Genomic DNA, 20210 nt, shown 5'->3' on the forward strand with positions numbered 1-20210 from the left:
GGCAAGAGGGGCAGGCGGCCCCTCACTGTCAACCCCGAACGCCCTTTGGACGCCCTCAGGCGCGGCCGGCGGTATCCACCAGCAGCAGCGGGTCCACCTTCAGCTTGGCCAGGGCCCGGCGCCACTTGGCGTCCTGGTCCTCCTCCGCGAAGAGGATCGCCTCGTCCGGGGAGACGCTGAGCCAGGCATTGTGCTGGATCTCGCTCTCCAGCTGCCCGGGTCCCCAGCCGGCATAGCCGAGGGCGAGCAGCCCCTGGCGCGGGCCCTCGCCGCCCGCGATGGCCTTGAGGATGTCCACGCTGGCCGTCAGGGCGAAACCGCCCTCGATCGGCAGGCTCCCCTCGCTCGACCAGTCCTGGGTGTGCAGCACGAAGCCACGTCCCCCCTCCACCGGGCCGCCGGCATGCAGCCGGATACGGCGCTGGGGCGGGATGGGGGTGACGTCCAGCTGCTTCAGCAGCTCATCGAAGGTGAGGTTCTCGATGGCGCGATTCAGCACGATGCCCATCGCGCCCTCGGGCGAATGGGCGCAGAGGCAGATCACGCTGCGGGCGAATCGCGGATCCTCCATGCTCGGCATGGCGATGAGGATCTGCCCACCCAGCCATCCTTCCTCCGCCGGGCCGGGTTTGGCCATGCGGTTCAGTTGTATGGGGGACTGGCCCTCCATCTCCTCCATCTCATCCTCATCCTCGATGGGAAGCGGAGGGGGGGCCTTGTCCTTCGGGCGCCGGGTCATAGGCGGAAGATGGATGCAGGGGAGGGGGGCTGCAACCCGCAACCGCGAGGCGTTATGCGCCCGAGGCCCCGCCGGGGCCCGTCGCCACGGGCCGAGGGCGGGCCCATGGGCGGTCCGGTGGAAAGCCCTGTTGACAGCCGGGCAGAACGAGCGCCGAAACTGCGCCCCATTTCCTGCCAGAGAAGCCCATGCCCATCCAGACCGGCGACGCCATCCCCTCCGTCAAGCTGATGCAGGCCACCGACGAAGGGCCGAAGGAGGTGGACACTGCCGCCATCCTCGGTTCCGGTACCGCCGTCCTGTTCGGCGTTCCGGGCGCCTTCACCCCCACCTGCTCGGCCAAGCACCTGCCCGGCTTCGTGCAGCAGGCCGCGGCGCTGAAGGCCAAGGGCGTGGATACCGTGGCCTGCGTGGCTGTGAACGACGCCTTCGTGATGGCCGCCTGGGGCCGGGAGCAGGGCGTGAACGGCGAGGTGACGATGCTGGCTGACGGCTCGGCCAACTTCATCAAGGCGCTGGGGCTGGATATGGACCTGACGACCCGCGGCATGGGCGTACGGTCCCAGCGCTTCGCCCTCATCGCGAAGGACGGCAAGGTGACCTATGTCGGCGTCGAGCAGCCGGGCGCCTTTGAGGTGAGCAGCGCCGAAACCGTACTGGCGAAGCTGTGACCAACCCCGCGCAGTGGGGCCTCCTCGCCTGGCAGGCGGGGTGGGTCTTCACCCTGCGCAGCATGGACCTTATGGCGCGCCCCGACGGGGCCAGCGCCGAGTTGACACGCATGGCGCTGGAGAAGCAGCGCGCCTTCTCGGATGGCTGGTTCGCCGCCGGCCGGGCCGTGATGCGGGGTGACCATCCGTCCGCGGTGATGGCCGCCGCCGCCCGCCCCGTGCAGCGCCGAGTCTCGGCCAATCTGCGGACGCTGCGCCGCAAGGGCTGAGCCGCGACCTCCCGCCGTCCCCGTCGCTTTCATTCCTTCGCGTGGAACAGGGGCGCGGCGGGATGAGTCTTCAGGGAAGGTGGCCTTCGTCACGGGGGTGGCCTCGGGGTATGAACGACAACGCTATGGCCGAGGCGTTCTTTGCCACCCCCCGAGTGCGAGCTCCTCGACCGGCGAAGCTTCCGCTCCCGGGCCGAAGGCAGGGAGGCGGTGTTCCACTTCGTCGAGGGCTTCTACACCCCGACCAGGCGCCAGTCGGCCCTGGGCTACATCTCGCCCCCTCGAATACGAAGCCGGAGCCATGGCCGGGAACAACTAATCCCTACCCGCAATTCGTGCACGGAAGCGGGTCAAATCCAGTTCCAACCTGCTTCCGCCACCAGAAGCGGTGGGGCATCACCACGCATTGATGCACCACGGTGAAGGCGCGTGAGGACCGGGCCGCTGCCGGCCCCGCCCTCAGCGCCGGAAGCGGCGGCCTGATGGGCGCTTAACCCGTGCCTTGGACTGCGTTTCCGCCGGGGCGATGAGAACGGGCTTGGCTGCGGGGATGCCGTCCGTCCCAGCATAACGCTGGAGCGTCGCGTCGGCGGCAAGGTGCGGATAGGCTTGCGCGCCTTTCGGCCATGCCCTTGCGAAGGCGGCCACCTCGGCGTGATCGTGTCCGCGGATGGTCTGGACGAGGAAGGACGCCGCCTGCGCCGGCCGCAACCGCTGCCGGCGCAGCAGGTGAAGATGCCATTCGCGGGCGCGCAGGGGACACCAGTCGACCAAGGCTTCCTGCAAGGCTCGGCGCACCTCAGCCGGCAGTTCCTCATACGCCCGGTAGGGGTCACCCTTGAGCTTGCTGTAGGGCTTGGCTGCCATACTGTTGTCCATGCCCGCCTTCTACCCAAGGGAAGACCTCAGGGAAACCGTAGCGTTAACCGCTTGGTGCTTGGCACATATGCGGCTGCGTTGGACACGGTCGCGCTTCCACGCGAGCGGGATTTGCTGCACCACCAGCATCAGCGACACCCATTGGGCATTGTCCAGGCTTGTCCTGGTCATGACCGTGCCACCCTGAAAGTCCCGAGAACTTCCAAAGTGGCGCGCCCAAAGACCGCATCAGCGCCGGACCGATGCCTCCGCCAGTCCAGCCACAGACCCTAGTTCCGTCCGAGATAGGCCCGCGCCATCGCCAACTCCGGCCGAGGCGTGTCGGCTCGCGCCGCGATCTCCAGAAGCTGCGTGTAGGCCCGCCGCGCCGCCTCGCGGTCGCCTGCGCGCTCCGCCGCACGCCCGGCCCCGTAGACCGCGCGGAAGCGGCGCGGCTCGGTGCGCTGTACTGCCTCGAATTCGCGCTGCGCCGCCGCGTGCTGCCCGGCTTCGAGCAGCGCCTCGGCCAGCAGCTCGCGCGCGGGCGCCAGGGGGCCGGGGGTGACGACGTGCTTCTCCGTCCGTCCCTCGCGCTCGGCCGCCTCGCGCAGCGTGGCCAGCCCCGCCTCTCGCTCGCCCGAGGCGAAGGCTGCCCAACCCTCCGCCGCCTGGCGCTGAATGTCGACCTGCTCCGCCCAGTAGGTGTCGCGCGTCCGCAACGTCTCGGCGATGCGCGTCAGCGCCGCGATGTCGGCCACCCCCTCCGCCGGGCGCCCGGCCCGCGCGAGGCCATAGGCGCGCGCGAAGTGGATCAGCGCGTCGGCAAAGAGGAAGTTGGTCTGCCGCGGCGTCAGCGCCCCCGCCTCGGTCCAGGCGCCGCGCTCCAGGACGTAGCGCGCCGGCATCGCCGCAGACGCGAAGGCGTGCGCCTGGCGCCGATCCGCATTCGTCTTCCCTACGTCGTTGATCGCGCGCCGCGCCGCTTGATCCTGCCCGGTCTGGAGGTAGGCATAAACCATGTAGTCTTGGGCGTGGAATTCCTGTTCCGTGTCGTTCGCCGCCACCGCCCGATCGGTCGCGCGCCGGTTGGTCTCGATCGACGATTCCCAGCGCCCGACGCGGGTGAAGATGTGCGAGGGCATGTGCTGCGCGTGCGCCGCGTCCGCTGCCAGGTCGGCGTAGCGCTCGGCGGCGCGGATGCCGCGTTCGGCCAGCGGCGGGTAGTCGTAGAGATGGATCAGGTAGTGGACGATGCCCGGGTGGTCGGGCTGGCGCTGCCATTCGCGCTCCAGGATCTCGGCCCCGCGGAGCTGGTCCGCGTAGGTCTTGTCGGCTGGCGAGGCGGCGACGCCGAGCACCAGCGCGTACTGGATCGCCCCCTCGGTGTCGTCGGGGAAGCGCTGGTGGAACCGGGCCATGGCATCGCGGTAGGCGCCAATTCGCGCCCGGTGCCCGGTCAGGTCGTCGCCGGCGAAGACCAACGACAGCGCCTCGATGTAAGCCGTCTCGCGCTCGTTCCGCGCGGGGAGCCGCCTCGCCTCCTCGAGCAGTGCGCGGCCCTGGCGCAGATTGGCCGGTGTGGGCGGGCTGTAGGGATTGGTCAGCAGGCTCAGCGCCTCGCCCCAATGGGTCATGCTGCAGCCGGGGTCGGCTTGGCGCGCCTCGCGGAACGCCGCGCTGGCGGCCTCGTACCAGAAGGAGTGCTGCAGCAGCATACCGCGGTTGAAGGCCCCCTGCGCGGCGGCGCTGCACTGCACAGGGAAGCTCACGCTGCCGAGAACGCGGGTGGCGTGGGCCTGCGCGGCGTGGTCGTGCCCGCTCTGCGCTGCGGTCGGCAACGGGGCGAGAGCGAGGGCAAGTGAGGCGACGGCGGCAATACGGTCGTGGCGGTGCATGGCAATCCCTCCCGACTTATTTTGGCGCCGGGTCGCGCGGCGCGCGGACATCATAGCCGGAGCAGGCAGCCAGAACGAGGAAATACGTTGCCCACCCGTCCCTTCTCGCGGCCTCTCTCTGCACCAACGTCATGGGTACTGACGATGTCAGCTTTGGCCCGTCCGCCGCCCGCAAGCCGCCATTCCGCCCACCCAAGTCGGCCGTGAGTTCTCCGGCGGCGTCTGCTCAGCATTTGGACGTAAACTTCGTTGGCCGATGAGGTCCCGCCCGGTTTGCAGGCACCGAAATCCGTGTGATGCCGTATCGGCAGCACCCTGCGCCGAAATCTCTTCTATGCAGACGCTGCACGTCACAATCTTATTACGCCAGGGTTGCAAATCTCTGCAGGTCATCCACGCCAGCGCCATCAGTCAAAGGTAAGAACCATGGCGCCGTAGGCCTTACAGACCTGCAAAATACAAGAAAAGGGTCGGTCGTCGAAAGATCCGGAAGCGGCCTTACCGGACCGAAATGTTGCCCTTTCATCCATCATCTCGGCACAGCTTTTGCACGCAGCTTTTGCACAGGGCGTGCATGCCTTGCGGCTTTGAGCCGTCGAACCTGGAGTCTGAATTCATGCTACGTCGCGTCGCAACCGGTCTGCTCATCGGCGCGCTCGGTGCCCCCTTCCTGCGTAGCGCTGCAGCTCAGGGCGTGCGCACGATCCGGATTGGCAGCGCGCTGGATCCGCAGCACCCCATTCTCGTCGGTGCCCGCCGCATGGCGGAGGTCGCGGAGCAGGAGAGCGGCGGCAAGCTCAAGATTAACCTCTTCCCCTCCAGCCAGCTCGGCTCACAACGTGAGATGTGGCAGAACGTACAGGCTGGCGTACTGGACGGCATCATCGACGCCAGCGCCAGCATGGTCACCTTCGCTCCTCAGTTTGGCGTGCTGGACCTGCCCTATCTGGTGCCGGACGAGGCTTCCGCCTTCCGACTGCTGGACGGGCCGGTGGTGGAGGAAGAGCTGGTGCGCCGCGCCGCGTCCTCCGGCTTCCGCGTGGTGAACTTCTGGGAGGTGACCTTCCGCAACATCTACACGCGGTCCAGGGCGATCAACGCGGTGGCCGACCTGCAGGGGATGAAGATCCGCGTCATTCCCAATCCCTCCTTCATCGCCCTCTTCCGCGGCCTGGGCGCGGCCCCCACGCCGATGGCGCTGGGTGAGGTCTACACTGCCCTCCAGCAGGGCGTTCTGGACGGCGCGGAGAACGACAACGTTACCTTCCTCTCCTCCCGCCACCTGGAGGTCGCGAGGAACCTCGCGATCACCAACCACATGATGCTGGTCAACACCTTCGTCATGAGCGAGCGCGGCTGGAACCGCCTGCCGGAGGATCTCCGCGCAGTGATGCGCAAGGCCTCGCTCGAGGGCCGCAAGACGGTGATGGAGGACCGCCACAAGCGCGACGCCGGCGCGCTGGACCAGATCAAGGACGCTGGGGTGACCATCACCCAGCCCGACCTCGCCCCCTTCCGCGAAATCGGCCGCAAGACCTATGCGCAGTTTGAGGAGCGTCTGGGCAAGTCGCTGGTCGACCGCATCCTCGCCACCGCCAGCTGAGAACATGGCGTCCCTTCTCCGCCTCGCCGACACTTGGCTCGCGCGCCTGGAAGCCTTCGTCCTTGCTCTGCTCGTTCTGGCGATGACGGGAGCGACGCTGGCCCAGGTGGTCGCGCGCTACGCCTTCAACGAGCCCCTGATCTGGTCGGAGGAAGCCGCGCGCTACCTCTTCGTCTGGGTCAGCCTGCTCGGCGCCGCGCTCGCGACGCGGGAAGGGGCGCATTACGTGCTGGACGCGCTGGTGGAGCGCTTCCCCCACGCCGGCCGCCTGGCCGCGCGGGCAGTGGCCATCGTCGTCAGCGCGGGCTTCCTGGCTATCCTGGCCCGGACTGGCATCAACGAGACGTCCCAGGCCTCGCTGCAGGATTCTGCAACCCTGCCCATCGGCATGGCGCTGCCCTACGCAGCCATCCCGGTCGGCGCCGCGCTCATGCTCTTCCACCTCCTCGCCGGGCTTCTGATCAAAGAGCCGAAGCCCGAGGCCGTCGGATGACTGCTGTCCTCACCTTCTTTCTCGTCTTCGTGGTGATCGGCACGCCGATCGCCTTCGCCCTGGGCGGCGCCGCCGCCATTGGCCTTTGGCTGATGGAGGGCGTGCCGCTGGACATCGTGGCCAGCCGTACCTTCGGTGCCATCGACAGCTTCACCTACCTCGCCATCCCCTTCTTCATCCTGGCGGGGGAGCTGATGGAGACGGGCGGCATCTCCCGCCGCCTGATCACCTTTGCCACCGCCATGGTCGGCCATGTGCGCGGCGGCCTGAGCAATGTGGTGGTGATGGCGATGATGCTCTTCTCCGGCATCTCCGGCTCCACCAATGCCGATGCGGCGGCGGTCGGCGCCGTGATGATTCCCTCGATGAGGGAGCGGGGCTATAGCGGCGCGCGGGCCGGCGCCATCGTGGCCGCCGCCGCCGGCATGGGCATCCTCGTCCCGCCCTGCCTGACCATGGTGGTCTATGGCAGCATCACCAACACCTCCGTCGCCGCCCTCTTCGCCGCCGGCTTCTTGCCCGCGTTCATCATGGCCGGCGCGCTGATGCTGCACCTGCGGATCGATGAGCGCCGCAGCGGCCTGCAGCCTGAGCCGCGCATGCCGTGGCGCGAGCGCTTCCGGACCTTCCTCTCCGCCGGCTGGGCGCTGCTGCTGCCGGTCATCATCTTCGGCGGCATCCTTGGCGGTCTCTTCACTCCCACCGAAGCGGCCGTCGTTGCCGTCGCCTACGCCACCATAGCCGGCACGGTGCTGTACCGGGAGATCACCCCGACCTTCTTCGCCCGGGCCCTCGTCCGCAGCGGCGTCGCGACCGGCGCGGTGATGCTGATGATCGCCGGCGCCAATGTTCTGGCCTGGCTGATGACGGTGGAGCAGGTGCCGCAGGCGCTCGCCTCCCTCATCGCCTCGGTCGGTGGCGGCCGGGTCATGTTCATGATCCTGAGCATCCTCGTCTTCCTCGTCCTCTTCGCGCTGCTGGACGGCATTCCCGGCATGCTGATGCTCATCCCCGTCTTCGTTCCCATCGCCAGGGAGCTGGGAATCGACCTGCTGCATTACGGCACGGTCATGACGGCGGTGATGGGCATCGCCCTTTTCACACCCCCACTCGGCGTCGGGCTCTACATCATCCTCGGCATCAGCGGAGCGACGCTGCCGGACCTGACGCGGCATCTCTGGCCCTATCTGGCGACGATGCTCGCCGTGGCCCTGCTGATCGCCTTCGTGCCGATCGTGGTCTATGCCCTGCCCGCGGCGCTTGGCCTTCACAGCCTGACATGATGGCCGCCCCTGACCTCATGCGGCGCCAGGCCCGCTGGCCCGAGACGCACAAAGCCATTCCCGAAGGACAGGCTTCCCGATGACAACTCCGCGTCGCTCGCTTCTCCGCCTCGCCCTGGCCACGCCGCTCGCGGCCCCGGCCATGGTGGCGCGCGCCCAGGCGGTCTTCCCCAGCCGCCCGATCCGCTTCGTCCTGCCATTCCCGCCCGGCGGCGCCATTGACGTCATCGCGCGCCTGCTGGCCGAGCAGATGTCGCCCTCCCTCGGCCAGCCCCTCGTGATCGAGAACCGGCCCGGCGCCGTCGGCACGATCGGCGCCGATCTCGTGGCCAAGGCCCCGCCCGATGGCCACACCTTCATGCTGACCATCAACAGCACGATCACCAGCAGCGCGGCGCTTTACCCCAGCCTGCCCTTCAATCCGACGACGGCCTTCACCCCTATCGGCATGGCCGTGCATGCCAGCATCCTGCTCACCGCCCCGAAGGCTGCTCCTTTCAATGACGCACCGGGCTTCATCGCCTGGGCCAAGACTCTCGGGCGCCCCGTGAACTACGGCACATGGGGCAATGGCTCCGCAGCCCACCTGTTCGGCGAGGTGCTGCACCAGGACCACAAGGTGCCGATGGAGCACATTCCCTTCCGCGGCGAGGCGGCGGCGATTACCGAAATGCTCGGCGGCCGCATCGATGTTTCCTTCGCCACCCCGGTCAGCGTGCTCAGCCACATCCAGGCCGGCACGGTGAAGGGGCTGGCCATGACCGGCCCCGGCCGCTCCAGCTCCATGCCGGAGTTGGCCACCTTCACCGAGCAGGGCGCCGCGGGGCTCGACCTCGCCACTTTCGACGCGGTCTGGGGCCCGGCCGGTATCCCGAAGCCAGTCGTGGATCGTATCAACGCCGCCATGAACGATGCGCTGCGCGTGCCCACCGTCCAGGCAAAGCTGTTGGAGATCGGCCACACCCCCGCCCCCGGCACGCCGGAGGAGTTGGGCGCCCTGGTGCGCGAGGTCACGCCGCGCTGGCACGCCATGATCCGCAAGGCCGGCGTAACAGTCACCTGAATTCCTGGCGGGAGGGGCGCATCCCCTCCCGTTTCATCACAAGGTTCACCATGCCCGACACCGCCCTGCCGCCCGATGGCTGGATCGGCCGCCCCATGCCCCGCGCCGCCACACGTCGCCTCATCGAGGGGCGTGGCCGCTACACGGATGACAACGCGGCCAAGGGCGAGCTGCACGCCGCCTTCCTCCGCAGCCCCTTCCCGCACGCCGCCTTCCGCATCACCGGCTGCGACGCCGCCCGCGCCCTGCCCGGCGTGCGTGCGGTCCTCACGGCCGAGGACCTCGCCCCCTTTTGCCGGAGCTGGCGCACCCAGTCCCTTGCCTTCCCCGGCCTCGTCTCGCCCGAGCAGGGCCCGCTGGCGCGCGACCGCGCCGTGTACCAGGGCGAACCCGTGGCCCTCGTCCTCGCCGCCTCTCGCGCCGTCGCGGAGGATGCGTTGGAGCTGGTCGGCGTCGAGTGGAACGAGTTGCCCGCCGTGACCGACGTGGCACATGCGCTGGACGCCGGCACCCCGCCCGTCCATCAGGGCCTTTCCTCCAACCTCGCCTGGCGCACCGAATTCGGCGAGGGCGACGTGGAGGCCGCCTTCGCGAAGGCGGCCCTGGTGGTGGAGGAGCGCTTCACCTTCACCCGCCACACCGGCGTGCCGCTGGAAGCCCGCAGCGTGCTGGCCACCTACGACCCGGCCGCCGAGGCGCTGGAAGTCCGCATGTCACACCAGATCCCGCACCAGATGCAGGTGCACCTGGCGGAGCTGCTGGACCTGCCCATGGGCCGCGTGCGCGTCATCGCCGGCGATGTGGGTGGCGGCTTCGGCATCAAGATGCACGTCTATCCCGACGAGGTCGCAGTCTGCGCCGCCTCCCGCCTCACCGGCCGCCCCGTGCGCTACGTTTGCGACCGGATCGAGGCGCTGATGGCGGACATCCACGCGCGCGAGCACGTCGTGCAGGCCCGCATGGCCGTGGATGCGGAAGGCCGCATCCTCGCCTTCGACGTTGACGACATCCAGGGCCTCGGCGCCTATTCCATCTATCCCCGCTCCTCCACCGTGGAGGCGATGAGCGTGCTGCGCACCGTCGGCGCGCCCTACCATTTCAGCGCTTATCGGGCCCGGCTGCGCTGCGCGCTCCAGAACAAGGTTCCCACCGGCCAGTACCGCTCCGTCGGCCACCCCATCGGCTGCGCTACCACGGAGCGCCTGGTGGACCTGGCCGCCGCGGCCCGCGGCGAGGATCCGCTGGAATTCCGCCGCCGCAACTTCCTGCCCGAGGCGATGATGCCCTGGACCAATCCTGCTGGCGGCCGCATGGCGGAGTTGTCCCACACCGCCACCCTCGCGGAGTTTGAGCGTCTGCTGGACCTGCCGAAGCTGCGCGCCGAGGTCGCGGCGATGCGGGCGGAGGGCCGCTGCGTCGGCCTCGGCTTCTCCGCGGTCGTCGAGTACACGGCCTCCGGCCCCGCCGCCTATGGGCGCGCCGGCGTGCCCGTCGCCGCGATGGACACGGTCGTCGTCACGCTGGAGCCAACCGGCGACGTGGTCGCCCGCGCCTCAGTGGCTGAGATCGGCCAGGGCATCCAGCAGGGCATCGTGCAGGTGGTGGCGGACGCGGTGGGCGTGCCCCCCTCCCGCGTCACAATCCACACCGGCGACACGGCCAACGCCCCGCATGGTGGCGGCGCCTGGGCCTCGCGCGGCGCCGCCATTGGCGGTGAGGCCGCCTGGGGTGCGGGGCGTAAGCTGCAGGCCGAGATCCTGAAGACCGCCGCCGCCCTGCTACAATCCACACCCGATGCGCTGGACGTCCGCGACGGCCAGGTGGTGGACGCGAAAGGCACCCCACGCATGTCACTGGCCGAGCTCGCCTCCACGGTTTTCTTCCGTGGCCACGAGTTGCCGGGCGGCGTGCAGCCGCAATTCACTGCCACCCACCAGTTCCGGCGGGAAGAGGACCTGTTCCTCACCACCAACGGCCTCCAGGCCAGCTTGGTGGAGGTCGATCCCGACACAGGCCTGGTCACCCCACTGCGCCACTGGGTCGTCGGCGATTGCGGCCGGCTGCTGAATCCGCTGTTGGTGGATGAGCAGGTGCGTGGCGGCGTGGTGCAGGGTATCGGCGAGGCGCTGCTGGAGGCTTGCCGATACGATCCCGGCAATGGCCAGTTCCTCACCGGCACCCTGGCCGACTACCTCCTGCCCATGGCCGACAACGCGCCCGACGTGACCGTCGGGCATGTCGAGACGCCCTATTCCGGCTCCGCCCTCGGTGCCAAGGGGGCGGGCGAGGCGGGTACCTGCGGCGCCCCCGCCGCCGTGCTGAACGCGGTGAATGACGCCCTTGGCTCGCGCGGCGCCCGCATCTCCGAGCTCCCCGTCACTCCCACCGTCATCTTGCGCGCCCTCGGCACGCTGGAGGCTGCCGAATGAAGCCCGCCCGCTTCGACTACGCTTGCCCCGGCACTCTGGGCGGCGCCCTCGCCCTCCTCGCCGAGCAGGGGCCAGAGGCCTCCATCCTGGCCGGCGGCCAGAGCCTGATGCCCATGCTCAACCTCCGCATGGCGCGACCGGCTTTGCTGGTCGACATCAACCGAATCCCCGGTCTGGACGCGATCACCCTGTTGGACGGCGTGCTCACCATCGGCGCCCGCGCCCGCCACGCCGATGTGCTGACATCTCCACTGGTGCAGCAGGCCGCGCCGTTGCTGATCCAGGCGCTGCACCACGTCGCCCATCCCGCCATCCGTAACCGCGGCACCCTCGGCGGCAGCCTCGCCCTCGCCGATCCCGCGGCCGAGATGCCGGCCTGCGTGACCTGTCTCGGCGCCACCCTCGTCCTGGCCTCGGCCAGCGGCGAAAGGCGCGTTCCGGCGGCGAGCTTCTTCCTGGGCGTCTATGCCACCGCCCTCGAACACGGCGAGATGATCTTGCGCGTGGAGATCCCGGCCATTCGCCCCGGCTGGATCCATGCCTTCCTGGAGGTCTCCCGCCGCCACGGCGACTACGCGATGGCCGGCCTCGCCCTGGCCATCCGGCGCGACGGCGCCCACGTTGCGGAGGCATCGATCGCCCTCTGCGGCGTAGAGAGCGCCACCCGTCGCCAGACGGAGGCGGAAGCCGCCCTGGTCGCGCGGGGCGTGGACGCCGCCTGCGACCGCTTCGCCCACCTCGATGCCATGGGTGGCGCCGAGATCACTGCCGCCCACCGTATCCATCTCGCCCGCGTGCTGCTGCGCCGCGCCGTGGGAGCCCAGGACTGACCATGGAACTTCCTGACGAGTCGACCGCCGACATTGCCTGCATCCTCAACGGCGAACCAATCCGCGCCCGCGTCCCGCTACGGCAGAACCTGGTGGACTGGCTGCGCCACGGCGTCGGCCTCACTGGCAGCCATGTCGGCTGCGAGCACGGCGTCTGCGGCGCCTGCCACGTGCAGGTGGATGGAGTGGTCGTGCGCGGCTGCCTCATGCTCGCCGTGCAGGCGGACCGCGCGACGGTCGAGACCATCGAGGGCGCCACGAGCAGTGGCCGCATCCGCGCGCTGCAGGATGCCTTTTTCAACCGTGCCGCCCTGCAATGCGGCTTCTGCACGCCGGGCATGCTGCTCCAGGCCGCGGAACTCCTGGCGAAGAACTCCGATCCCACCCGCGAGGAAATCCGCCAAGCCCTCTCCGGAAACTACTGCCGCTGCACCGGCTACCACGCCATCGTGGACGCCGTGCAGGCGGCCGCCGCGAGCCTTCGCGCATGACCCGCGCCCTCCTTATCACCGGCGGCCGGCTGCTGGACCCGGAGGGCGATGACCTCCACCGTCCGCCCCCTGCCGACCTGCTCGTCGAGGAGGGCCAGATCGCCGCGACCGGTGCCGAGGCCACGCGGCGCGGCCGGGATGCCGAGCGCCTGGACGCGCGCGGCCTCCTCGTCACTCCCGGCTTCGTCAATGCGCATTCCCATTCCCACGACACCATGCTGCGCGGCTGCTTCGAGGGCCTTCCGCTAGATGCCTGGGGCGCCCTGGCCTTCCCCAGCGCCTGGCCGCGCCGCCCGGATTCGGAGGTGCATCTCCGCACCCGCCTTCACGCCGCCGAATGCCTGATGCACGGCATCACCACCGTGCAGGACATGGTGACGCTGCAGGGCGCCGACCGGGCCCAGGCGGAGGCTGTGATCGACGCGCACCGCGGCATCGGGCTCCGGACCCTGCTGGGCTGGCAGCTCGGCGACCGTGCCATGGCGGATACTCTGCCCTTCGCGCGCGACGCCCTGCCGGCGGGAATCCTGGCCGCCCTGCCCGGCGATGCCGATCCCATCCCAGGCATGCGCCTCGTCGAGGACCTGCTGGGCATCGTGAACGGCCCCCTCCTCCGCAGCGTCATTGCCCCCTCGGCCCCGCAGCGCTGCTCATCGCCGCTGCTCGAATGGGCCGCTGCCCTGTCGCGTGCGCGGAACCTTCCTGTCTGTACGCATCTTTATGAGACCCGTGCCCAGGCCGTGCTGGCGCGCCAGCACGGCCATGAGGCGGATGGCTTTTCCCTGCTCACCCGCCTCGATCGCCACGGCCTTCTCAATGAGAGGCTTGTCATCGCCCATGGAGTCTGGATCGCTCCGGAGGAGATCGCGCGCCTCGGCGATGCCGGTGGCCATCTCGCGCACAACCCGGCCGCTAACCTCAAGCTGCTGAATGGCGCCGCACCAGTGCGCCGCTACGCGCAATCCGGCGTGAATATCTGCCTGGGCTGCGACAACAGCAGCGCCGGCGACGCGCAGAGCCTTTTCTCCGCCATGCGCCATGCCGCGCTCTACTGGTCCATGCAGGCGGGGAGCCCGGAGGAGGCCGCCATCGCTGCCTTCCGCGCCGCGACCCTGGGCGGGGCAAAGGCCTTGGGCCTCCAAGGCATGGTCGGCGGCCTGCGCCCGGGCTACCGTGCCGACCTGGCGCTGTTCGACCTCTCCGATCCGGCCTGGATGCCGCTGAACAGCGCCGTGCGCCAGCTCGTTCATGCCGAGCCCGCCCGCTCCCTGCGCCATGTGCTCGTGGAAGGCAGGTTGGCTCTGCGGAATGGCCGCCCGATCGGCTTCGATCCCGCCGCCCTCGCGGCCGAGGCGGAGGCGGCGCAGGATGGAATCGCGCGCGAGTTGGCCGCGCTCCGGCAACAGCGTGCCCCTCTCATGGACGCGCTGACGCGCCTGGAGGTGCGTTCCCGCGCCCATCCATTGGCCTTCGACCGGCTCGCCCTCGACGATGGCGGCCTGCGTTGAGCGGGACGGTGATCCAGGGCCGTCCACTGCGTTTCGGCGCCGGCTCATGCGCCGCCTGCGTCTCACCCTGCGCGCGGGAGGCATCGAGAGTGTGGAGCCGGCGGGGGACGGGGCGTAGGGCACCACCCTCACGCAGCCCTTCGCCAACGCGCATGACCACGCCCGCGGCGTCCGCCCTACCGCCCTCGGCGGCGTCGACCTGCCGCTGGAGCTCTGGCTGGCGATCATAACCGGCACGCCGGTCTGCGATCCCCGGCTGGTGGTGGCAGCCGCCCTCGGCCGCCAGGCGCTCGGCGGCTGCGGCGCCGCGATGATCCACTACACACGCCCCAGCGCCCGGAGCGGCTGGAGGAGGAGTTGCGCAACCTTCTCCGCGCCGCGGGTCCGACCTGGCCATTGGCATGCCCATGCGAGACCGCCATGTCACGCCTCAAGCGCCTCGGCGAGCGCCTCTCGGCCCGTGATCCTGCCCGATACCATCGCCGCCTCAGCCGTGTTCACAATCGGGCTGATGCATTTCGGCGTTTTCTGGGCCAAGACGCGCTATGCGCTGCTCGGCCAGGGCGTCGATGGTAAGCCCGTCCTGGCCTGCCAGCGGGGGCGCTGGCATAGGAACCGGATGCGCCGGCTGCGCCTGAACGAGCAAGACATCATGGTGGCCGCCCGCCAGCAGGGTATCGAGCGGCTGGAACAGATCCGCTAAGCGATGGCTGAACGCGACGGGAAGATTTCGATCATCAGGAAAGCCAGGGATAGGTCGGCCTCAGCGCACCGGCGAATCCGCCGGCACACCCTCCAGCGTGTTGCTTCCGCCGCCGCGCCAGCGATGCGTGCCCGCGCCATAGGCGACGATCTTCCCGTCCGGCCCCAGCACCTCTGTCCGGGTGAAGAAGATGTTGCGCCCCGAGGTGACAACGCGCCCCTCCGCCGTAATGCGCCCCTCGGTGACCTGCCCCGTGAAGCGGCAATCCAGGTCGACCGTCACCGCGCGCCGGATATTCTCCGGCACGGTGCAGAACAGCCCCGCATAGGCCCCGGCCTGGTCGATCAAGGAGAGCAGCACGCCCCCATGCAGCACGCCGCTGCGGTTGAAATGCTTGCGGTCCACGATGAGGGCAAGGCGCGCGAAGCCGTCGCGCCATTCGTCCACCGTGATGCCAAGGAGGTCGTGGAAAGGGGCGGTGTCATCCATGCCACGCGCGTAACCGCAGATCAGGCGATCTGCAACTCCTGCAGCGCGCTCTCCAGCTCCTGGAAGGATGGCATGTGGGAGGAGGGCGCCATCTTCCGTCCCGTCTCCACCGAGACCTGCGGCGCATTGCCGTGCAGATAGGCGACGAGCACGGCGCGGATCACCTCGAAATACTTTGTCTCCTCCTCGACCACGCCCTTCATCCGCGCCGCCATGGGGCCGACCACCCCATAGGCCAGCAGCACGCCCAGGAAGGTGCCCACCAGCGCGCCGCCGATCATCGCCCCCAGCACCACGGGCGGCTGGTCGATCGAGGCCATGGTCTTGATGACGCCCAGCACCGCCGCGACGATGCCCAGGGCAGGCAGGGCATCCGCCATGTTCTGCATCGCATGGCTCGGATGCAGCTCCTCCTCGTGCAACTTCTTCAACTCGCGCGCCATCACATCCTCGATCTGGTGGGGATCATCGGCATTCATGCCGACTATGCGGAGATAATCGCAGATGATCGCGACGGCGGGTGGGTTGCCCTTGATCTTGGGGAATTTCGCGAAGGCCGGGCTTTCCTCCGGCTTCTCGATATGTGCCTCCAGCGCCATGGCGCCCTTGGTCTGCACCAGGCGCACAAACCAGTAGAGCAGCGACAGCATCTCCACATAGTCCGCCTTGTGGAAGCGTGCGCCCTTGAAGGCCTTCCCGAAGCCGCCGAGCGTGTGCTTCACGTCATGCATCGAGTTGGACATGACGAAGGCGCCGAGCGCGGCACCACCAATCATCATCCCTTCCAGCGGCAGGGCGTGCAGGATGATGTCGAACTTGCCACCCGCCAGGGTGTAGCCGCCGAAGACGGTGACCATCATAACCACGAAGCCGATGATTATGGTCACGGGGTGGCGTTCCTCGGCTGGACAGGCGCGCTCTCCCGCAGCAGCAGGATGGAGACGCGGCGGTTGGCCGCGTTCTGCGGATCCTCCGCGAGGAGCGGCTCGCGCTCCGCCAGGCCCGCTACGCTGCGGATGCGGGATTCCGCCACGCCACCCTCGGTCAGCAGCCGGCGCGTGGCATTGGCGCGCTCCGCCGAAAGGTCCCAGTTGGAACGGGCGCCGGGGCGGAAGGGCGTGGCATCCGTATGGCCGCTGATCGCGACAGCATTCGGCACGCGGTTGATCACCGCCGCCACCTTGGCCAGCAGCGCCCGCGCCTTATCGGCCGGCGTGCTGCCGCCAAGAGCGAACATCGGCTGCCGCTCCGCATCCAGCAGCTGGATCCGGAGGCCTTCCGGCACCTGCTCCACCTGCAGCTGCTTCGCCAGATCGGCGAGGCCGGGATCCTCGCGCACGGCGGCGCGGATCTGCTCGGCCAAACCATCCAGCGCCGCGCGCTCGCGCCGCTCCAGCTCCTCGCGCAGCGCCTCGGCCGAGGCCTGGGCGATGGCGGCGTCACTTGTCCCGGGGCCAGCCGCCGCGCCGCCCTGCCCCTCGGCGCGGGAGGCCATCAGCCGGGCAGGGGTCGCGGTTTCATCGTCGCCCTTGGGCCCTTCCCGCCGCTCCAACGGCGTGGCGGGGGTGTCGCTGTCATCCTCTTCGAGGTCGAAGATCACGGGGCGCGGCCCGGTTTCCACCCGCAGTGCGGAGGCGTTGGAGGACATCTCCCCCACCTCGTTCGGCGTGCGCCCGCCGAAGGGCTGGCCCGAGCCGCTGGTGTTGCGGGCCAGCACGTTGGAGGGGTTGAAGTAATCTGCGAGGCCCCGGCGCTGCTCCTCCGTCGTGGCGTTCAGCAGCCACATCAGGAGGAAGAAGGCCATCATCGCCGTGACGAAATCGGCATAGGCGACCTTCCAGGCGCCGCCATGATGACCGGCCTGACTGCCTTCCTCCCGCCTGATGACGATGGTGGCGCCTTCGCCCCTGCCTTTTGCCACGGCCCCGCACCCGATGTCCGGGCGCAAGGTGACTCCAGGATGTTAAGGCACGGTTGATCGGCCCTTCAGCGCGGCGGCAGGCAGGCCCCGGAGAGCAGGCGGAAGGCGGCCGCGCGGTGGCTGATGGCGTGCTTCCGGGCCGGGTCCATCTCGGCGAAGGTCAGGCCCTCGCCATCCGGCACGAACATCGGGTCGTAGCCGAAGCCCATTGCCCCGCGCGGCGGCCAGACCCATTGGCCCGGCGCCTCCCCGAGGAAGGCCTCCACATGCCCGTCCGGCCAGGCCAGCACCAGGGCGCAGGAGAACCAGGCCTTGCGGTCGGCGGCATGGCGGGCCAGCCGCTCCACCTTCGCCATGGCGGCGGCATAGTCGCGCGTGCCGTCCGGTTGCTCAGCCCAATCGGCCGTATAGACGCCCGGCGCTCCATCCAGGGCCGCGACGGAGAAGCCGGAATCATCGGCCATCGAGACCATGCCGCTCGCGCGCGCGGCGGCCTGGGCCTTCAGCGTGGCATTGCCGATGAAGGTGGTTTCCGTCTCATCGGGCACCGGCAGGCCGAGCTCCCCGGCCGTCACCACCTGGATCCCGTGCTCCGCCAGCAGGGCCGCCACCTCCCGCGCCTTGCCGGCATTATGGGTGGCGAGGCAGAGGCGCTTCTCGGTCAGCAGGCGGTGGCTCACAGCCCCACCGCCAGGCGCTGCGCCGCGAAAAGCTCGGCCATGCCCTTACGGGCGAGGCTCAGCAGGCTGGTCAGCTCGGGCTCGGAGAAGGGAGCGCCCTCGGCCGTGGCCTGGATCTCCACGATCCCGCCCGTCCCGGTCATGACGAAATTGCCGTCGGTCTCGGCCGCACTGTCCTCGGCATAGTCCAGGTCCAGCACCGGCACGCCCTCATGGATGCCGCAGGAGACGGCGGCGACCTGATCGGTCAGCGGGTTGCGGGACATGATGTTGGCCTTGATGCAGTGCTGGAAGGCCAGGTGCAGCGCCACCCAGGCGCCCGTGATGGCGGCGCAGCGCGTGCCGCCATCGGCGGTCAGCACGTCGCAATCCAGGGTGATGCTCATCTCGCCCATGGCCGCGCGGTCGGTCACCGCGCGCAGGCTGCGGCCGATCAGGCGCTGGATCTCCTGGGTGCGGCCGGACTGCTTTCCGCGCGCCGCCTCGCGGTCGCCGCGGGAGTGGGTGGCGCGGGGCAGCATGCCATATTCGGCGGTGACCCAGCCCAGCCCCTTGCCGCGCAGGAAGGGCGGCACCCGCCCCTCAACGCTTGCGGTGCAGAGCACCTCGGTGATCCCCATGCGCACGAGGCAGGAGCCCTCGGCGTGCCGGGCGAAGCCCGGCTCAAGCTTCAGGACCCGGAGCTGGTCGGGGGCGCGGCCGGAGGGGCGGATAATCCCGGGGGCGGTGACGGACATTCGGCGGGCCTCTCCTGGCAGGGAGGCGGGAGGAACACGCCCGAACCTGCCGCTGTCAACGCCGCCTCTGCCGAGGCGAGGTCGACGGGGGGTAGCCACAGCGTCAGCATGGTGGCCCAGGCGCCCACGGAGGGCAGCCCCCGGCCGTTCGATCCCCTGGTTCCCAACCGCGTATCGCCCATTTCGGCCTCCGCTTTCCGGCCCCTATTGGGGCTACGGCCTGAGACGGAAGGATGTCCGGACGGTGACGGATTGTGGCAGCGGCGCATTACAGGACGCTGACCGCATCTCCGTGAAGCCTTCTCGTTGACGCTCCCGGCCCCGCTCCCTAGCTTTAAGGGTCCAGCAAGACTCAGGAGTTCAGCCTCAGAATGGGCGCCCAGCCCAACCAACGACCCGGCCTCGTCCCGACAAAGGCATCCTCTGCCGGAACCATCCTGCCGGGCCTGGATAACCGAAGCGCTTCCATCCTGCGCCAGGTGGTGGAGCTTTATGTCGAGACCGGGGAGCCCGTCGGCAGCCGCACCCTCTCCCGCCGCCTGCCCCTGTCGCTCTCACCCGCGACGATCCGCAACGCCATGGCCGACCTGGAAGAGGCGGGGCTGCTCTATGCGCCCCACACCTCGGCCGGCCGCCTGCCGACGGAACGCGGGCTGCGCCTGTTCGTGGACGGCCTGCTCGAGTTCGGCGACCTGACGGATGACGAGCGGGAGGCGATCGCCATCCGCTGCGCCGCCTCGGGCCGTTCCATGCAGGACACGCTGGCCGAGGCGGGGCAGATGCTCTCCGGCCTCGCCGGCGCCGCCGGCCTCGTCGTCGCGCCCAATGCCGAATCGAACATCCGGCACATCGAATTCGTCGCCCTCGGCCCCGGCCGCGCCCTGGTGGTGCTGGTGGGAGAGCGCGGGCAGGTGGAGAACCGCATCATCGAGGTGCCGCCGGGCCTGCCGGCCGGGTCGCTCGCCCAGGCGGGGAACTACCTCAACGCCCGGCTGAATGGCCGCACGCTGGAGGATACCCGCAACCTCGTCTCTGCCGAGATCTCGGCCAACCGTACGGCGCTCGATGCGCTGACGAACCAGGTGGTGCAGTCCGGCCTCGCCACCTGGGCCGGCGGTGGCGGTGGCTCGCTGATCCTGCGTGGCCAGTCCCGCCTGCTGCAGAACCTGGATCAGGCGGCGCGGGTGGCCGAGATCCAGTCCCTCTTCGATCGGCTGGAGGCACAGGAGACAATGCTGCGCCTGCTGGAGCTGGCCCAGCGCGGCCAGGGCGTGCAAATCTTCATCGGCGCCGAGAGCGGGGTGTTCGACACCGCCGGCCTGTCGATGGTGGTGGCGCCGTTCCGCAATGGGCAGGAGAAGATCGTCGGCGCGATCGGCGTGATCGGGCCGACGCGCATCAATTATGGCCGGGTAATCCCGGTGGTGGATTACACAGCCCAGGTGATTGGGCGGATGCTGGGCTGAAGGCGGAGCGTTCCGGCCGGGCGCCTCTTCCGACGTCAGTCCACTTGTCTGAATGCCCGCGGGCGGTTAGCGGCCGGGCGAC

20 protein-coding genes and 1 pseudogene are annotated in these 20210 nt (G+C 69.5%); 13 read left to right on the forward strand and 8 right to left on the reverse strand.

Features of this window, described 5'->3' with window-relative positions:
- Positions 1-55: 55 nt before the first annotated feature.
- Positions 56-679 carry a YqgE/AlgH family protein gene (locus tag GSE44_RS00680; protein WP_159346245.1) on the reverse strand — a complete coding sequence of 208 codons (624 nt, stop codon included), beginning with the start codon at positions 677-679 and terminating at the stop codon, positions 56-58.
- A gap of 248 nt (positions 680-927) precedes the next feature.
- On the opposite strand from GSE44_RS00680, the gene GSE44_RS00685 reads away from it, so the two are divergent.
- The 3 genes and pseudogenes from GSE44_RS00685 to GSE44_RS25475 all read left to right on the forward strand — a co-directional run.
- Positions 928-1410 (forward strand): peroxiredoxin, encoded by a 483-nt coding sequence (locus tag GSE44_RS00685; protein ID WP_159346247.1) that lies wholly within the window; start codon positions 928-930, stop codon positions 1408-1410.
- Positions 1407-1679 carry a hypothetical protein gene (locus GSE44_RS00690; RefSeq protein ID WP_159346249.1) on the forward strand — a complete coding sequence of 91 codons (273 nt, stop codon included), beginning with the start codon at positions 1407-1409 and terminating at the stop codon, positions 1677-1679. The genes GSE44_RS00685 and GSE44_RS00690 overlap by 4 nt, the downstream gene beginning before the upstream one ends.
- A gap of 116 nt (positions 1680-1795) precedes the next feature.
- Positions 1796-1976 (forward strand): annotated as a pseudogene (locus tag GSE44_RS25475) (IS3-like element ISAav4 family transposase); the annotation flags it as partial.
- A gap of 162 nt (positions 1977-2138) precedes the next feature.
- Here GSE44_RS25475 and GSE44_RS00695 read toward each other — a convergent pair.
- Both GSE44_RS00695 and GSE44_RS00700 read right to left on the reverse strand, forming a co-directional pair.
- Positions 2139-2546: a DUF6525 family protein gene (locus GSE44_RS00695; protein WP_159346261.1), complete on the reverse strand. Its 408-nt coding sequence runs from the start codon at positions 2544-2546 to the stop codon at positions 2139-2141.
- Positions 2547-2827: 281 nt separating this feature from the next.
- On the reverse strand, positions 2828-4432 hold the full coding sequence (locus tag GSE44_RS00700) for a hypothetical protein (RefSeq protein ID WP_159346263.1): 1605 nt from the start codon (positions 4430-4432) through the stop codon (positions 2828-2830).
- Between the two features lie 616 nt (positions 4433-5048).
- On the opposite strand from GSE44_RS00700, the gene GSE44_RS00705 reads away from it, so the two are divergent.
- The 9 genes from GSE44_RS00705 (at position 5049) to GSE44_RS00745 (ending at position 14835) form a co-directional block, all read left to right on the forward strand.
- Complete coding sequence (locus tag GSE44_RS00705) at positions 5049-6035, forward strand: TRAP transporter substrate-binding protein (protein ID WP_159346265.1); 987 nt, start codon at positions 5049-5051, stop codon at positions 6033-6035.
- Between the two features lie 4 nt (positions 6036-6039).
- Positions 6040-6528, forward strand: a complete 489-nt coding sequence (locus GSE44_RS00710) for a TRAP transporter small permease (protein WP_159346266.1) — start codon at positions 6040-6042, stop codon at positions 6526-6528.
- Positions 6525-7811 (forward strand): TRAP transporter large permease, encoded by a 1287-nt coding sequence (locus GSE44_RS00715; RefSeq protein WP_159346268.1) that lies wholly within the window; start codon positions 6525-6527, stop codon positions 7809-7811. Before GSE44_RS00710 ends, GSE44_RS00715 begins: the two co-directional genes overlap by 4 nt.
- 79 nt (positions 7812-7890) lie before the next feature.
- Entirely contained in the window at positions 7891-8874 is a 984-nt protein-coding gene (locus GSE44_RS00720) for a Bug family tripartite tricarboxylate transporter substrate binding protein (RefSeq protein WP_159346270.1), read from the forward strand.
- Positions 8875-8924: 50 nt separating this feature from the next.
- Positions 8925-11303, forward strand: a complete 2379-nt coding sequence (locus GSE44_RS00725) for a xanthine dehydrogenase family protein molybdopterin-binding subunit (RefSeq protein WP_159346272.1) — start codon at positions 8925-8927, stop codon at positions 11301-11303.
- Positions 11300-12133 carry an FAD binding domain-containing protein gene (locus GSE44_RS00730; RefSeq protein ID WP_159346274.1) on the forward strand — a complete coding sequence of 278 codons (834 nt, stop codon included), beginning with the start codon at positions 11300-11302 and terminating at the stop codon, positions 12131-12133. The genes GSE44_RS00725 and GSE44_RS00730 overlap by 4 nt, the downstream gene beginning before the upstream one ends.
- 2 nt (positions 12134-12135) lie before the next feature.
- Positions 12136-12624 carry a (2Fe-2S)-binding protein gene (locus GSE44_RS00735; RefSeq protein ID WP_159346276.1) on the forward strand — a complete coding sequence of 163 codons (489 nt, stop codon included), beginning with the start codon at positions 12136-12138 and terminating at the stop codon, positions 12622-12624.
- Positions 12621-14132: an amidohydrolase family protein gene (locus GSE44_RS00740; RefSeq protein ID WP_159346277.1), complete on the forward strand. Its 1512-nt coding sequence runs from the start codon at positions 12621-12623 to the stop codon at positions 14130-14132. The genes GSE44_RS00735 and GSE44_RS00740 overlap by 4 nt, the downstream gene beginning before the upstream one ends.
- 460 nt (positions 14133-14592) lie before the next feature.
- On the forward strand, positions 14593-14835 hold the full coding sequence (locus tag GSE44_RS00745; RefSeq protein WP_159346279.1) for a DUF421 domain-containing protein: 243 nt from the start codon (positions 14593-14595) through the stop codon (positions 14833-14835).
- A gap of 60 nt (positions 14836-14895) precedes the next feature.
- On the opposite strand, the gene GSE44_RS00750 is transcribed toward GSE44_RS00745, so the two are convergent.
- The 5 genes from GSE44_RS00750 to rph all read right to left on the reverse strand — a co-directional run bounded on the left by GSE44_RS00750 (position 14896) and on the right by rph (position 18638).
- Positions 14896-15324: a PaaI family thioesterase gene (locus GSE44_RS00750; RefSeq protein WP_159346281.1), complete on the reverse strand. Its 429-nt coding sequence runs from the start codon at positions 15322-15324 to the stop codon at positions 14896-14898.
- A 20-nt stretch (positions 15325-15344) separates the two neighbouring features.
- Positions 15345-16211: a flagellar motor stator protein MotA gene (motA, locus tag GSE44_RS00755; protein WP_159346284.1), complete on the reverse strand. Its 867-nt coding sequence runs from the start codon at positions 16209-16211 to the stop codon at positions 15345-15347.
- The gene (locus tag GSE44_RS00760; protein ID WP_159346286.1) at positions 16208-17245 is read right to left on the reverse strand and encodes a flagellar motor protein MotB; all 1038 of its coding nucleotides are present in this window, start codon (positions 17243-17245) and stop codon (positions 16208-16210) included. Before GSE44_RS00760 ends, motA begins: the two co-directional genes overlap by 4 nt.
- A gap of 65 nt (positions 17246-17310) precedes the next feature.
- A complete protein-coding gene (gene rdgB / locus GSE44_RS00765; protein ID WP_159346288.1) occupies positions 17311-17925 on the reverse strand; it encodes an RdgB/HAM1 family non-canonical purine NTP pyrophosphatase in 615 nt (204 codons plus the stop codon).
- Complete coding sequence (rph, locus tag GSE44_RS00770; RefSeq protein ID WP_201305891.1) at positions 17922-18638, reverse strand: ribonuclease PH; 717 nt, start codon at positions 18636-18638, stop codon at positions 17922-17924. Before rph ends, rdgB begins: the two co-directional genes overlap by 4 nt.
- 395 nt (positions 18639-19033) lie before the next feature.
- Between rph and hrcA the strand changes: the two genes are divergently transcribed.
- Entirely contained in the window at positions 19034-20128 is a 1095-nt protein-coding gene (gene hrcA / locus GSE44_RS00775; RefSeq protein WP_159346292.1) for a heat-inducible transcriptional repressor HrcA, read from the forward strand.
- Positions 20129-20210: the final 82 nt, after the last annotated feature.

It is taken from the genome of Muricoccus harenae, from assembly GCF_009848505.1.
GTDB classification, from domain to species: Bacteria; Pseudomonadota; Alphaproteobacteria; order Acetobacterales; family Acetobacteraceae; genus Roseomonas; species Roseomonas harenae.

Excerpts from the sequence above, each read along its gene's own strand:
- GSE44_RS00735 (WP_159346276.1), top strand. The coding sequence starts at position 12,136 with ATGGAACTTCCTGACGAGTCGACCGCCGACATTGCCTGCATCCTCAAC.
- GSE44_RS00685 (WP_159346247.1), top strand. The coding sequence starts at position 928 with ATGCCCATCCAGACCGGCGACGCCATCCCCTCCGTCAAGCTGATGCAG.
- GSE44_RS00700 (WP_159346263.1), bottom strand. The coding sequence starts at position 4,432 with ATGCACCGCCACGACCGTATTGCCGCCGTCGCCTCACTTGCCCTCGCT.
- GSE44_RS00730 (WP_159346274.1), top strand. The coding sequence starts at position 11,300 with ATGAAGCCCGCCCGCTTCGACTACGCTTGCCCCGGCACTCTGGGCGGC.
- hrcA (WP_159346292.1), top strand. The coding sequence starts at position 19,034 with ATGGGCGCCCAGCCCAACCAACGACCCGGCCTCGTCCCGACAAAGGCA.
- GSE44_RS00740 (WP_159346277.1), top strand. The coding sequence starts at position 12,621 with ATGACCCGCGCCCTCCTTATCACCGGCGGCCGGCTGCTGGACCCGGAG.
- GSE44_RS00750 (WP_159346281.1), bottom strand. The coding sequence starts at position 15,324 with ATGGATGACACCGCCCCTTTCCACGACCTCCTTGGCATCACGGTGGAC.
- GSE44_RS00710 (WP_159346266.1), top strand. The coding sequence starts at position 6,040 with ATGGCGTCCCTTCTCCGCCTCGCCGACACTTGGCTCGCGCGCCTGGAA.
- GSE44_RS00725 (WP_159346272.1), top strand. The coding sequence starts at position 8,925 with ATGCCCGACACCGCCCTGCCGCCCGATGGCTGGATCGGCCGCCCCATG.
- GSE44_RS00680 (WP_159346245.1), bottom strand. The coding sequence starts at position 679 with ATGGAGGAGATGGAGGGCCAGTCCCCCATACAACTGAACCGCATGGCC.
- GSE44_RS00715 (WP_159346268.1), top strand. The coding sequence starts at position 6,525 with ATGACTGCTGTCCTCACCTTCTTTCTCGTCTTCGTGGTGATCGGCACG.
- GSE44_RS00695 (WP_159346261.1), bottom strand. The coding sequence starts at position 2,546 with ATGGCAGCCAAGCCCTACAGCAAGCTCAAGGGTGACCCCTACCGGGCG.
- GSE44_RS00720 (WP_159346270.1), top strand. The coding sequence starts at position 7,891 with ATGACAACTCCGCGTCGCTCGCTTCTCCGCCTCGCCCTGGCCACGCCG.
- GSE44_RS00705 (WP_159346265.1), top strand. The coding sequence starts at position 5,049 with ATGCTACGTCGCGTCGCAACCGGTCTGCTCATCGGCGCGCTCGGTGCC.